Below are 14,192 nucleotides of genomic sequence, written 5' to 3' on the forward strand. Positions count from 1 at the left end.
GCGGGCGGGCGAAATACCCCCCCCGGGCGGGGGTCGCCCCCACCGTGGGGGCCCCCAAGGCCCGGGGTCAGATCCCTTCCGCAGGAAGGGCTCTGACCCTACGGGCAATGTTCCCGGTACCTAAAAGCATGCCAACCAAGGTTGGCATCTACCAGATCGCGGGGCCGGCAGTAGATCCACGCCATGCATGGATGCTCTTTGCAAACGGGGTCAGAGCCCTTTGCTCCGCAAAGGGATCCGACCCCTTACGCGTCGCCCCCGACCACGCGGCTATCCCCGCGTATATCGCCGCTGTACCACGGCGCGATGGCAAACGCGGGCCACCGATGCAAGAATTTCGCACGTCGGAATCACGCCCTCGAACCCCGCCGCAGATGATCGTCCTTCTCTGCAGCTGACCGGCGCGCACAGCGCCTGAACCCCCAAGCAATCGCACCACCAGCCAGGTTGCCGCCCGCCGCGCCGCACCGTGCTGGGCGTGCGCCTGCGCCATCCTCCAAACGCAGCTGGATCTGCCCATGAACACACCACCCACGCAGCGCCTTGCGCTGGCCATCGCCCTGTCCATCGTTTGGTCGGCACACGCCAACGCAGCCCACGGCACCAGCCACGATACCTCGGTCACCCTCAATGCCCTGCAGGTGATCGCATCCCCTCGCGGCGCCGCCGCTGCACCCACGCAGGTGGTCGGCCCCAACCGCTACATCATCAACGCCACTGACCTCGATGCCATGGTGACCGGCAACAACGCCCTGGCCATGTTCAAGCAGGTGCCCGGCGCCAGCTACACCGCCACCGACGGCCTGGGTCTGGATATTTCCGCCACCAGCCTGTTCGTGCGCGGCTTCCGCATGAATGAAATGGGCATCACCTTCGAAGGCGTGCCACTGAACGACAGCGGCTTCCTCTCGCTCACCGGCACCAGCGTGGTGAACGTAGGCGTGCCCGATGGCATCGGCGCCATCACCGTCAGCCCCGGTGGCGCGCCGGTACACATATTTTCCAGCAGTGCCAACGGCGGCAGTCTGGAATATCGGCTGCGCGACCTGCAGGACAACCCCAGCCTGCGGGTGAAGCAGGGCGTGGGCAGCAACCGCACCTTGGTTACCACGGTTTCCGCGCAGAGCGGGCAACTGGGCGAACACGGCCCCAAGCTGCTTGTGGACCTGCAGCGCGTGTCGGCCGACAAGTACCAAGGCGCCGGCACGCAGGATTTCCTGCGCGGCAATCTGAAGGCCCAGCAGGACGTGGCCTGGGGTGACTTCACCGTGTTCGCCTCTGACAGCAACGCCAAGGTCTGGGGCTACAACAACACCTCCTTCGACATGATTCGCACGCTGGGCTGGAAGGCCGACAGCTTCTACCCGGATTACGCCTGGGCGTACTACGTGGCCTCACCGGAAAACGCGGAGAAATCCTGCGGTGCCTACACCTGCGGCGAGCTTTCGGAGCTGATTCCCTACCAGACTGGCCAGATCACCCGCGACCGCATTGCGTCCATCAACCACCGTTTCCAGATCGCCCCGGCACTCAGTGGCAACGTGCAGCTGTACAACGCCAACAGCCATACCCAGGCCACCCTGACCGACCCCACCGTGCCTTCGCCCAATGGCGCGCCGTTCTCCGAGCAGGTACAGACCCCGCGCGTGAACCGGCTCGGCGGCATGGCCAATCTGCAGCTCGAAGCCGGCGCACACACCTTCACCGCCGGCATCTGGCAGGAAAAGAGCAAGGCCGCGGCCCGCACAGACTGGTACCAGCAGCCGCTGCTGGGGCAGGGCGCAGCGCTGAAGGCCACCGGCCCGTTCGATGTATACGGCCCCGCGTTCCAGACCGACAACGCATCGCGTTGGGTTACCCGTTCGCGGCAGGTTTACCTGCACGACGACATCGCGCTGCGCGACACCCTGACCCTGGGCGTGGGATTCAAGGCGGTGGATTTCCGCACCGAAGGCGGAGGCCTGGGTGATGCCCCGGACCGCCCGGTGTACGGCGCGCTGCGCGCCAAAAGCAACTTCCTGCCGCATGTCTCGCTGTTCTGGAGCCCCAATGCAGCTACCGACGCGTTCATCGATCTGGCCAGCGGCATGAACGGCTACCGCGTGGCCCAGCGCGGCAACATCGGCTACACCGCCTCGGCATGGACCGTGACCGACCAGGAAGAGTTCGACCGCATTGCTGGCAGCCTGCGGCCGGAAAAGAACTGGAACCTGACCGTGGGCGCCACCCATCGCTTCGGCCGGCTCACGCTCACCGGGGATGTGTTCTACAGCGATATCCGCAACCGGCTGTTGTCTGCGGCGGTCGGTACCCAGTTCGCGCAGGTCAACACCGTGCGGCTGATGCCGAAGATGCACGTGATCGGCGCGGACCTGGGCATCACCGCCGATCTGGGCGATCACCTGCAGTTCTACCAGGGCATGGCCGTGGCCCGTTCGTACTACGACAGTGATTTCGTAGTTGGCGATACCGTGTACCCGATCAAGGGCAACGCGCAGCCCGGTTACCCGCAGGTGTCGCTGGTAAGCGATCTGTCGGCGCACTTTGGTGACTGGCGCCTGGGTGCCAGCAGCACCTCGTACCTGCGCCAGCCTTTCACCTACCAGAACGATATCCGCGTGCCAACGTTCTGGCAGGTGAACACCTATGCCGCCTACACGCTGGGGCAGGGCAGCGTGCTGCCCGGTCTGGAAATGCGCGTAGATATCAGCAACCTGTTCAACCGCAACAACATCGGCACCGCCACCATCGCGGGCTCGTCGTTCTCGGGCGATTACCAGACCCTGCAGCGCAGCGCCCCCCGGCAGGTGATGTTCAGCACCGCCATCGCGTTCTGAACAGACGGGGTCAGATCCCTCCGCGAACGCGGAGGGATCCGACCCCACGCGCAATGTTCCCGGCACCGAAAAATCATGCCAACCAAGGTTGGCATCTACCAGATCGCGGCGCCGGCAGTAGATCCACGCCATGCGTGGATGCTCTTCGCGACCAGGGTCGACCGGGGTCAGAGCCCTTTGCTCCGCAAAGGGATCCGACCCCTCACGCGATCGGCCGCACCCACGCAAGGTTCCCACAATGTTGCCGGCGCATGCTGTCCGCATGGCCCAGCCCGACCCCGTGTTCCTGCCCACCCGCCCGCGCGCCCACGGACGCCCGCGCCCGGTGCCTTATGCGGCCCCGCAGGTCGATCTGCAGACCGAATACCAGTTCTGGCAGGCCTACGAACGCCTGGTGCGGCCCTTGCCCGGCGGCGGCCTGCGCCTGGCCTGGCTGGTGTTCCAGCAGGTCTACCGCGCCCGCCAGCGCCACCCCCACGACAGCCATGCCAGCGCCCTGGGCCGCGTGCTGTTCGGCAGCAACATGACCGCCGAACGCGCCGCCGAACTGCAGGACCTATACGGCCTGGTCAGCCGCCGCCTGGCCGCCCTCGCCACCCGGGGTCAGATCCCGTTTCGCAGAAAAGGGCTCTGACGCCGAAGCCCCGACATCCACCCCAAACACACACCGCGCATCATCCGGCACCCCTCGCTGCATGCGCAGAATCCGCGCCTGCACCCACGACGGCTCGACAGCCCCCACCACCTCACCCGGCGCAATCCCCAGCCATCGTTGGAAACGCCGATGCAGCTGCGCGATATCCGGCGCGCGCCACAGTGCATCGGCTGGCATGCGGACCAGCACCAGCGGCGGGGCATTCTGCACATCCATCACCACCACGCCTTTGCAGCGCACCTGGAAAGCCGAAGCGCCACCATCCTCGCTATGGAAGTCGAACCCCTGCCGGCCCTTTGCCGTGGCCAGGCCGCGTGCATCGCCTTCCAGCAGCGAGTAATCGAAGTCCTGCAAGGTGGTGTAGGCGTGCACCTGGTCCTCGGGTGGGGCGGGCCACTGCCACCACACCGTGGCCGCCACCACGCCGCACGCGGCCACCGCAGCAAGCAGGCGCGCCCTCATTGCGGCCGCACCCGCTCCTGGATGAAGCTGTTCAACGCCAGCGCTGCCATCGCCAGGCCTTCCATCACGCGGTCGCCCACGTATTGGTCAGGATCTCCGTTCTGGCGTGCGCGCTCGGCGGCCAACAGCAGTTGCTGCACCACGCGTTGCCCGGCCAGGGCGCAGTCGGCGTCGCACAGGGCGATCTGCCGGCTGCGCAGCGGGTGGCGTTCCGGCCACGGCTGGCCGTCAGCGGCGACGCCGCCGTCCACGCTGCGCAGGATGGCCAGCAGGCTGGTGGGGTCCGGGGCGGATTCGGCCGCTTCCTGGATGGGACGCGGGGGAGGGCAGTGCGGTGTGGTCATGGCAGGCTCCGTGCAAGCAGGCAGAAGCCGCCACCGATAAAGGTGGCGGACGATGCGTGGCTCGAAAACCGGACTAGGGACGCAACCGGCGGGTACAAGACCCCCACGCACCGTCCGCCATAGCCGGCAGACGGATTGCCAGCCGGCACCACGCGAAGCAGTGCCGGCTGGTAAGCGTAAACATCATCACAACGACGGGTTTTCGAGGCCCGGCCACCAAGGAGCGGTGGCGTAACCACGATTGCCCGCCGTCATGTGAAATGCCAAGGGCCGCGGGCCAAACCCGCCAATGCCAGAGACGTTTTCAGAATTGTTGCATAGTGCGATTGCGTGGTGAGACGTTTGGGGCGCAAGGCATGCAGTGATTTAGCGGCGTACTGCTGGGATTCACGGTTTGAAGGCTCTCGTCGTAACATTTGCGACACTGCCTGGCGAGCAACTGGCTCGGTACTCCATAATTTCGTCCCCGTTTGCACACCCTTGAGATAGTATTGCCCGCCCAAGTAGTCCTGCTCTAGGCAGCAAAGGTCTGTAGCCTGCAGTGCGCGCCCCACGACGCAACATGCACAGCAGGATGTTCGTTGGTGGCCATGGGTAGCTCGAAGACGAGCCATTACCCGGCGGCAATAACGACACCAAGCGCAGCGACACATGCAGCCAAGCCTGATGAAACTACGTACTGGCCGTCCCGCAACACCACGACTGAGGGAGTGGCCCGAACACCAAGGGCAGTCATCAAAGCTATGTCCTCGGAGATGATCTCCAATCCAACGCCCATCACAGATCCGTTGTGCGAGGAGCCGGCGACATGCACAAGCTTTCGATACTCCCCTGGCAGCAGTGCCTCAATACTCACCACTAGCTCAAGTAGCTTTACGCAACCTTGACAGCCAGGCGATACGAATACAATCAAAGTAGGTCGAACGCCTTCTGCTAGGTGGCGCTTGTCGATAATGCTCTGCGCGATCGGGCTCAGTTTCAACCATGCGAAACTCGATTTTTTATGGCGTGAACTGAAATCCCGAAAAAGGTACGCCCCGAGCAGCATGCAAATGCAGCCCTGCGTAGATTCCAGTCGCCCAGATTCGAGAGTTTCAGGAAGGAAAAATTCATCCACAAGCAAGACTGACGCGGATAATATTCCCAGGATTCCCATGGCAAATGCCACTTTCCTGACTGTGCTTGGTGAGGCATTTCCCAAACACTCGCATCCTGTTGGTGCAACCCTAAGCGTGAGGAATCTACCCGCAAGAGTAAGCGCAAGTACGGACAGAGCAATTACCAATCCTAGTGAGACACTGCTGGCACTCAGTAGGCACACTGCTGCCAGTGCTTCGGCGGTGACGACGCTGCCTGCGGCCAGCGCCGGGGGGAGCCATCGGTTCCGTAGCGAGGCCAACCAAGCCACGAAATTTCCCCAATGCAAAAGCTTCAGGATCGCGGCGGAGAGCATCAGTCCCGCAGTCAATGAAACTAGCAGAGAGGACGCATCAATCAGATATTCTTTGTACATTGTGGCAGGACCAGTGCGTTGTCGCGCAATGTGCTGACGTCGATGACACGATCAGCCTTCTCTATTGTCTCACGTCGATGCGCGACAATTATGCGCGTGATGCTGAGCGCAGCGATCGATTCACCAATGGAATTCTCTGTCGCCACGTCCAAGTGGCTTGTCGCCTCGTCAAGAAAGAGAATCCGCGGGCGGCGATAGAGGGCTCGAGCGAGGAGGATGCGCTGTTTCTGTCCGCCTGAGAGACTCGTTCCCATGTCTCCGACCAAGCTGTTGAAGCCCATAGGAAGTGCTGATACGTAGTCATAGATCTTTGAAATCCGTGCGCACTCGTAGACTCGGTCAATGTCGACATTGGGCTCGAAGAAGGCAATGTTCTCCCGGATCGAACCCGCGAAAAGCGTGTCGTCCTGCATCACAGACCCGATCTGATTTCGGTAGCTAGTCATGTCCACGCGCGACAGTGGAACCCCATCCACAAGCACCTCTCCTTGCTGCGGCGCAATCAATCCCAACATCAACTTCATGATTGTCGTCTTTCCGCACCCCGAGCGACCAACCAGAGCGATTGACTCACCAGGGGCAATGTTGAACGAAAGGTTCTCCACCACACTCTCGCGCTCCGGACCATAGGAGAAGGACACACCTTTCAGTGCAATGCCGCCCTTGAGTGGCGCACGCCCGCTGCCCATTATCTTGTCCTCCCGTTCTGTGAGGACGATGTCACTCAACCGCTCAAGATGCAGTGATACCATCTTGAACTTTATATACATGTCGACCAGCTTCGATACTTTCGAGACGAATATTAGTGCGTAGGCCAGAAAGGCAAGAAGCATCCCGATCGTGAAATCACCAGCAATGACCTCGCCTGCCGCGACATATACAGTCAAGATGGTGCCGATGCCGAAGATTAGACGATTGAATCCAGTGCTTATCGTGTCAAGAATTCCAAGGCGAACGATTCTGTTGGTTACCCCAATGTAAAGATTGCGCCATACCGACTCCCTTAGCGCCTCCGCGCTGAATAACTTTATCGTCTGCATTCCGCGAACGGATTCCATGAATGCTGAGCTCTCGCTTGCACGGGATTCAAGCTCCAGCCGAGAAGCTTCACGAACCGGGTCCAGCAGTAGTGTTCGCACCAATATGTAGGCGAGAGCAGCTAGAACCATCACTGCAGTAAGTTTCGGGCTGTACACAAAGAGCATGGTCAGTACGCCGACGACCATTAAACTATCGATCATCGACTCCATCAGGCCTAGTGTCAGAACCTCTCGGATATTGTTGAGCGAGCCAAAGCGCGTTACGACATCCCCCATGCTTCGCCGGTTGAAGTAACTCAATGGAAGACGAACAAGGTGGCGGAAGACGTTCGCTCCCATCTGAATGCTCAGCGATCCATTGAAGGAAAGGAGCACTAACTTCCGCATGCTCATTGCGGCAACTTCCAGTAGCAGGATTAGTGAAAATCCTAACGCGATTACTTTAAGCAACCCTGGGTCACCGGCGACGAGTACTTCATCCACAACAAGTTGCTGATAGTACGGTGCTGCTAGTACAAACGCTTCCATCATAAGGGTCAGCGCAACCAGTATGGACGCAGAGCGTTTGAAGCCAGTAATTCCCGACCACAAGCTTGAGAAATTGACAACCCTCCTCTCGTCGGTCCGACTGAATCCTGCGACAGGCGATAGTTCGAGAACTACGCCGGTGAAGCATTTGGACGCCTCGGGTAGCGAAATCCATAGGCTGCCTCGCGCTGGATCGACGATGAGAATTCGATTGCCTGACACGCGCTTGAGCACAACGAAATGGCTCATATTCCAATGTAGAACAGCGGGCGCAGGTATCTGATGAAGATCTTCCAGTTCCACCTTGACAGCACGACTTGAAAGCTCTAATGCGTCGGCTATCCGAATTAGATCAAGCAGGGTGCTCCCACCGGACGAAGGGGGGAAACGCTCCCTTAGCTGTGGCATGTCATACCGCTTCCCGTGGAACGCGGCAACCATGGCTACGCAAGCGAGACCGCACTCGGTCGATTCCCCTTGTAGAAGTACCGGCAACTCACAGCGGTTGGATATACTTGTTCTTATCACATTCGAATCCGTTATCCTGCACTTCTCAATCGTTTGAACGGGGCGAACAGCCACTCAACAAGCGACCGACGATCAACTTCGATCTCTGCTTTCACGATCATCCCTGGCATGAGAGGAAATCGGTGACCGTCAAGCCTCACATCACGGTCTGGGAGGCGTACCCTGACCTGGTACGCCGGACCCTTGAGACCCTCGATCTCAGGTCTATCCTCCTCTCTGAGTGCTGATCTGCTGATTCCGGTCACTTCCCCTTTTGCAACGCCGTACTTTTCGTGCGGGAACGCAGCGAAGCGAACATTCACAGGTTGACCGACAGCCATCAGCCCAATAGATGCGCTGGGCACGTACAGAACTGCCTCTAGGTTCGACAGATTGCTATATAGATGCATAAGCGGCTGACCCTGCTCCACATAGTCAGTTGTCCCAGCCAGCACCGCGCTGACGGTCCCCTCGATCGGCGACTGGATCTGCATTCCGCTTCTCAGTCGAACCTCCAGCAGCCTGTCCGACAGTTGGTCGCGCTCCTGATGAAGGCGCTCATTATTGGAGGCGGACTGCAAAGGTACGTCTCGCATCCGTTGAACAACATCGATTCGTTCCTCGGCCAGTTGGTGGATCGACAGCTTCTGCGTAAACAACTCATCGTTCAGGGCCAGAAGACTGTCGCGCTGCTGAACCAGAGCGGTTTCAGACACATACCGATCATCGATCAACTTTTCAAACTTGGCTATCAACGCTTTCTGATTCGCTGAGCGCTCGTCGAGAAGCCCAATCCTCTGTTCTGATGTCTTGGCGCGTTGGTCAATGACAGCTAGGCGCTCGCGAAGTGCGTCTAGCTCAGACTTGCTTCGTGTACGCTCACTCACTATGGAGGCATCGACTCGATCCAGCCGGGCTTGCAGTGAGTGGATCAAGCCCTGCTCGACGTCTTCTCCCTGCAAAAGAAAGCGCTTCTGACCTAGAACCAGAAGAGGTTGCCCAGGCTGTACGCGGTCGCCCTGCGAAAACATCAAGCGTTGGACCTCGCCAGCGCTTGGCGCTCGAATTACTGTAAGTCCAGACGTGGGTAAGATAATGCCCGACGCGGTAGCCCTCTTTGTATAGTTGGATGTGCTGAGCAAAATCAGAGATACGAGCAACACTACGCCTAGAAGGAGTGTTGCAGCCGCGTATCCAGGCGCAACGCTTAGGCGAATATCTCCCTCAAGGCGAGACGCATTATTTGGTATCGCCTCTTTGCGAAAGAGGTCGCTCATGCTGCGACCGCCATCAAGACTTGGCACATTTGCTTAGGGGATAGAAGAATAGAGTGTCCAGCAGAGGATGCGGCTTTCGCGAAGACAATCTCAGCGTGCATGGGAGCGTGTAAACATGGCAAGCGATCTTCCGTTCTCACGGATATGAACTGATTGCAGGCTAAGCAACTCTTGCATCAACTGTCGTTCGAGTCTGCCGTGTTTGCTCAGTGACGGTGGCGTAGGGGCGGGCATGTAACGCTGATTCGCAATATGAGATGTGCCTGCGGTTAGAAATTTAAGGGTGAGTTGAATCCGAACTCCTTCAGCGTGCATGCCTTGGTGGAGATCGCTTTGGCTGAAAATTGCAGCGTCGCCGACCGTCACATTCGACACGTCTTCAATATCAATGTCCGATAATCTTGCAGATATTCCGCCGCCGTTGTCCTTGTCAATGATTAGCAGATCATCGCTGCTATCTGGATCGAAAAGGTCGGGCCGCTTTGTCTTGGTTAGTACGTCCAGGCGCGCCCTGGGCCGTGGTAGTGCAGAATACAGCCACTCGTTACGGTGGCGCGGTGCGATCCTCAAGCCACTGGATTTGGCGCTGCAATAGAGAGGGATCCAAACATTCAAGCACTCGCCGTCGACGTCGTTGCAACTGGCGTCGTTGTGCCACCCCTCGCCGTCGTTAGCTCGTGCGCTTTCGTGAGTAGTTTCTGTCAATAGGAACAAAAATGCTTTGAAGAAGGTGATGTCCCGTCCGATGGATGCGCCCACAAGCCGTTTGATTGCCTCGACGCTACGGTCAGGCTCAATCATCAATTGATTTGTTTCAAGCAGCTTTGCTTGGAGTACTTCGTCGAGCAGATCCACTACGACGCTGCTGGGTAAAAATCCAGGGTGGTTGACGGCCATGTTCTTGTGAATACTCTTTCAATTTTTCTATTGAGAGGCGGGCGCAAAAACGGAAAGAGAATGCTGCCTGAGGAAGCCGCAACACTTGCAGATCATTGCTACGACCGACGTCTGGGTCACTCCATCACGACGATTCGGCGCGACCAGCGTGAAGTTAAGAAGCTGCTGATTCGCCATGTCGATGGGTTCATCGATCAGTAGGTTCCATTGCTTGTTGCCGCAAAATGGGCAAGCGAGAGAGGCGCCTTTGTCCTCAAGGCCGTCGATGAATTGATGTTTTTCTACCAGCATTCTCAGCTACCTCAATTTGTGCACGATGGTCTCGCTATTATCGCGAGTTCACGCATCTCTCCGGCAGACATCTCTGCAGCGGGAGCCTCTTTATGTGCGTTTGCGGCGTAAAGTTTATTGTCACGCTGCTCCAGCGGAATTCCCTTCGATCCCTTGCTAACCGAAGCGCTTTGCGAAGGGCAGTGATTGGTAGTCGCCACGAAGATTTCGACTGCCATTAAGCTTGTCAGCGCAGGGCCAGGATGCATACCGTCTTCAGCAAGCCATGCAGAGTTTGGAAGGGCCTTCATCGCGGCGTGCCATTTCGAACTTAACGGGATGTGATCGACACCAAGTTGCTTTGAGATTCTCGATTCGGCGGCCTCGATACGCGCACTCGCCGCCTGAGATTTTTGGTAGGTTCCAAGAAGATACGGCTTTGCACCTCCCTCGCGAATTGCATCTACTATTTTCTTATGGTCGTCCACGATCCTTGCACACTCTTCGCTTAGGATTATTTCGGATGCGCATGCGGAGTTTCCACCCTGATCATGGAACACTACCGTGTCGAACTGTCCAGAGCGGAGTAAGTGCATTGCTCGGGAATCACTTGCGATATCTGAGACTTTCGCGCCAGGCTGCGCGTACATGCTTACATCGAGTGGAATCTCTGACCTGCGAGATAGGTTGGATAATGTTGCTGGAACATTTCCTGAATAGAGAATGCTGTTTCCCAAGAGTAAAATCTTTCTTTCGGGAATGCCATTTGCGCCGGACTCGGCTGACACGCCGCGGCAGGCCATCAGCATCAGGATTGCAACTGCAGTGGCTTTAAGCACGGATAAGGGTTGGGGCCGCATCGGCGCTCCATCTAGAGGCGGCCGTCCACGATGTGGACGGCCGCTGGACTCATGGGGTCTGCTTCTTACCTTGGCAGCCAATCCAGATCGCAGGGATTGCGATCGGAACCGGTGCAACTACTGGCCATCGTCGAATTTCCGCCAGCACCTGCTGCCTGCAGCAGCTCAGCCGGGGTTAGTTGGCGAGCGACCTCACGTGCCAGCACGCGGGGTTCCTGCTTCTTGCTTTCCATTTCCATGATCTATCCTTTAGTTGAGAAATGGGGCGAGGTGCCCCTTTTACACGAAGAGAGCAGTTGCTCTCTCTGTGTGCTTGCGCCCCACGCTATTCGGCGAGCTCGAAGGGGCTGAATTTGTCGGACTCACGCCAATGCCTGGCAATTAGTTCGCGACAATCGATTGCGTCTTCCGTAGCCATGTATGCTGCCAACGAGAGATTGGTTCGCTCGCGAAACTCGAAGGTCGGAGAGCCGCTGGCTAGATACTGGCAAAATGCGTCTAGCATTGGCAGGGATGGTACCTGTTCCTCCAGGTAAAGAAACTGCCCGGCTTCATTAGCCTCGAGGAAGGTGTAGTTCCCAGAGTCATCTACCAAGATGTCGAACGCGGCATAACTGATTCCAACCGCAGCCATGAATAGCAGGCATTTCTCCTTCAGAGAAGCAGGAACGTCGTACTCCACAGCTACGACGTCGTCCTCCCATCGGAGGTCAACAAAGCCTTTGCTGTTTGCGGACCGATTCTGTGAGATGGCCATTGCTGTGTTGCCAAAGACAATCACGCGGAGCTCAGAAACGGGCAGGAGCTTGCGCTGATAGATCATCGGCGCACTTTTTAGTGACATGTCCGACTGAAGGTCGCTAGCGGAGATTGCCATCGTGCCCGAGATGTGGACAGTTCCATTGGCGTCGCGCCAACTGTAGGGAATGTGCATCTTTACAATCGCGCCTTGACCTGCGTCAGAGACGAAACGTCTTATCTTATCGGGACTATTTGAGAATAATGTGGCTGGAATTGTGAAGCCAGCCCGTGCCGCCGTGAGCAACTGATGGAGTTTGGAGTTGGCTACGGCCTTAGTCCTGAGGCCGTTGACGACCAGTGCTCCGGGATTTCGGTCTTCGATGCATGCGACAACGCCCTCGAGGAGAAACTTAGCTTCGTGTCGGGCTAGCGTCCTGTCTGAGTCACACAGTTCGGGATGAACCGTAGGCTCTTGGCCTCGACGGTTCCACAGTGCCTTGTAGGCCCCTTCTCTGAGCGTCAAAGATGTGTCATCAACAGTAAGGGAGCTATCCCCGCATGAGGTCAGGCTGACGGTGACCTCATCGCGTATGGGGGTCAGTGTCCTGTCCCACCAGTCAACTTTCTGATTGAGTTGATGCAATCCCCAAAGAACGGCTCGACCGTGCAGATCGAGGGCTTCAGACATCAGCAAGATTCTTTCTTCTTCCATCATCCCCACTTCCGTGCGAGGCAAGATCGCGGCAATCCATCACAGCAATCCATGCCAAATGAAGATCCAACAAGAGAAAAACTGAAGTGAACTACAGGCAATGCTCGCGTCCATCGCAACCATTGCCCTTCGACTCCGAATCTACTGTCCGTTTTGCGGCATTGTCAAGCTGATTGGCCAGATGCGCCATTGCGGAGAGTGCCGTCACACCTGCCACAATGAAGTGCCATATCAACGGCTTGCTGCGCTCCGCATTTCATCGTCCGTTTGCCGCCTTGCGTCGAAGGCTACATCTCGGCTTTCATCTACTTGAGGAGCGCTTGCCGCGATTCGGCAGCGTGTGCGTCGGTCGTAGGTCTAGAGCTCTCGCTCGAGCGATGTCGACGAGGCAGATGCCACCATTGGTGTCGGTGAAGCGTATCGAGAGTCGACTGATGATAGGTAGCTACCGGTAGAGGCGTCGACGACAGACTAGGAGATTCTGATGACCTTTGATGATCAAGGATTTGCTTAGTCGTGCGTTCCGTACCGCAGCGAAGGCGGAGCGATTTTGGCTTCCGCGCGCCGCAAGCACTGCGCGCCCGTGAGCCGTTCACGGGTAGGTTCTCCTTCGGGCCCCCATCACCCCACCGAAGCCGACGGCGCACACCCCATAACCCGCCGATACGCCGCCGAAAACTTGCTCGCGTTCGCATACCCCACCGACTGCGCCACGCGCATCACACTCACCCCGCGTTCCAGCTCACCCCGCGCCCAATGCATGCGCCGGTGCACCAGGAACTGGTACGGCGACATCCCCGCCGCCGCCTGCAGCCCACGGCTCAACCGCGTGTCATCCACCCCCAGCGCATCGGCCATCATCGGCACGGTCAGGCGCACGTCGCGCGCCGCATCGATGTACTCGGTCAGCCGCTTCATCTGCACTGGCGACAACTCACGCGCCCTCGCAGAAAGCGCGGCGGGCCGCTGCGCCATCTGCACCAGCCGATCCACCACCGCGTTGCCGCAGGCGTGCAGCAGTTCATCGGACAGCACTCCCGAACGCGATGCCGCCCATAGCGCGTGCAGCAGCGCGCTCACCGTGGCGTCGCGGTGCAGCGCGCCGGTCAGCGGGGCCAGGGTCGGCAGGCTGACTGCCGTTGCGCCCAGCGCAGGCCAATCGATTGCCAGCCCCAGCACTTCCACCTCCGGGCTGCTGTAGGTACCGGTCTGCCCGGGCAGCACCACGTTGAACTGGCCGATGTGCCAATGCGCATCCAGCGCTGCCCGCCGTGGGCAGATCTGCTGCAGCCGGCCGCCGCCCTTGATCACCAGCGCCAGCCGCAGCTGGGTGGGGTGGCCCATCGCGCCGGCACTGGCGGGGAAGTGGTGATGGATGAAGGCCAGGTTGCCTGCACCGTTCGACCCGAGCACCGGCGTGGTGGCCGCCAGTTGCTGGGCCATCGTCACCTTGCTGCCGGAAATGGAGCGGTGCGCAGGCATACGGAGTAGCGCCGTTATGGAATTGTTACAGCATAACATTGATGGCCCCTGCGGCCGCTGTGTCCGT

12 protein-coding genes are annotated in these 14,192 nt (G+C 58.9%); 2 read left to right on the forward strand and 10 right to left on the reverse strand.

What is annotated here, in order from left to right; translation table 11 throughout:
* Positions 1 to 518: 518 nt before the first annotated feature.
* Entirely contained in the window at positions 519 to 2,837 is a 2,319-nt protein-coding gene (locus IAE58_RS10160; RefSeq protein WP_199933818.1) for a TonB-dependent receptor, read from the forward strand.
* Between the two features lie 262 nt (positions 2,838 to 3,099).
* Positions 3,100 to 3,471 (forward strand): hypothetical protein, encoded by a 372-nt coding sequence (locus IAE58_RS10165; RefSeq protein WP_325166848.1) that lies wholly within the window; start codon positions 3,100 to 3,102, stop codon positions 3,469 to 3,471.
* Here IAE58_RS10165 and IAE58_RS10170 read toward each other — a convergent pair.
* The 10 genes from IAE58_RS10170 to IAE58_RS10215 all read right to left on the reverse strand — a co-directional run bounded on the left by IAE58_RS10170 (position 3,394) and on the right by IAE58_RS10215 (position 14,125).
* Positions 3,394 to 3,954, reverse strand: a complete 561-nt coding sequence (locus IAE58_RS10170) for a cold-shock protein (protein WP_199933816.1) — start codon at positions 3,952 to 3,954, stop codon at positions 3,394 to 3,396. The genes IAE58_RS10165 and IAE58_RS10170 overlap by 78 nt on opposite strands.
* On the reverse strand, positions 3,951 to 4,298 hold the full coding sequence (locus tag IAE58_RS10175) for a hypothetical protein (protein WP_199933815.1): 348 nt from the start codon (positions 4,296 to 4,298) through the stop codon (positions 3,951 to 3,953). The genes IAE58_RS10170 and IAE58_RS10175 overlap by 4 nt, the downstream gene beginning before the upstream one ends.
* A 613-nt stretch (positions 4,299 to 4,911) precedes the next feature.
* Positions 4,912 to 5,811 carry a MauE/DoxX family redox-associated membrane protein gene (locus IAE58_RS10180; RefSeq protein ID WP_199933814.1) on the reverse strand — a complete coding sequence of 300 codons (900 nt, stop codon included), beginning with the start codon at positions 5,809 to 5,811 and terminating at the stop codon, positions 4,912 to 4,914.
* A complete protein-coding gene (locus IAE58_RS10185; RefSeq protein ID WP_325166849.1) occupies positions 5,793 to 7,961 on the reverse strand; it encodes a peptidase domain-containing ABC transporter in 2,169 nt (722 codons plus the stop codon). Before IAE58_RS10185 ends, IAE58_RS10180 begins: the two co-directional genes overlap by 19 nt.
* Positions 7,919 to 8,917, reverse strand: a complete 999-nt coding sequence (locus IAE58_RS10190) for an HlyD family efflux transporter periplasmic adaptor subunit (RefSeq protein WP_233614926.1) — start codon at positions 8,915 to 8,917, stop codon at positions 7,919 to 7,921. Before IAE58_RS10190 ends, IAE58_RS10185 begins: the two co-directional genes overlap by 43 nt.
* Positions 8,918 to 9,253: 336 nt before the next feature.
* The gene (locus IAE58_RS10195; protein WP_199933811.1) at positions 9,254 to 10,060 is read right to left on the reverse strand and encodes a hypothetical protein; all 807 of its coding nucleotides are present in this window, start codon (positions 10,058 to 10,060) and stop codon (positions 9,254 to 9,256) included.
* Positions 10,061 to 10,087: 27 nt separating this feature from the next.
* A complete protein-coding gene (locus IAE58_RS10200) occupies positions 10,088 to 10,351 on the reverse strand; it encodes a hypothetical protein (protein WP_199933810.1) in 264 nt (87 codons plus the stop codon).
* 11 nt (positions 10,352 to 10,362) lie between these two features.
* The gene (locus IAE58_RS10205; protein ID WP_199933809.1) at positions 10,363 to 11,190 is read right to left on the reverse strand and encodes an SGNH/GDSL hydrolase family protein; all 828 of its coding nucleotides are present in this window, start codon (positions 11,188 to 11,190) and stop codon (positions 10,363 to 10,365) included.
* 325 nt (positions 11,191 to 11,515) lie between these two features.
* Positions 11,516 to 12,646, reverse strand: coding sequence for a hypothetical protein (locus IAE58_RS10210; RefSeq protein ID WP_199933808.1), 1,131 nt, complete (start codon positions 12,644 to 12,646; stop codon positions 11,516 to 11,518).
* A gap of 618 nt (positions 12,647 to 13,264) precedes the next feature.
* Positions 13,265 to 14,125: an AraC family transcriptional regulator gene (locus IAE58_RS10215; protein WP_199933807.1), complete on the reverse strand. Its 861-nt coding sequence runs from the start codon at positions 14,123 to 14,125 to the stop codon at positions 13,265 to 13,267.
* Positions 14,126 to 14,192: the final 67 nt, after the last annotated feature.

This window comes from Stenotrophomonas sp. S49 (assembly GCF_016624905.1).
In the GTDB taxonomy this organism is placed as follows: Bacteria; Pseudomonadota; Gammaproteobacteria; order Xanthomonadales; family Xanthomonadaceae; genus Stenotrophomonas.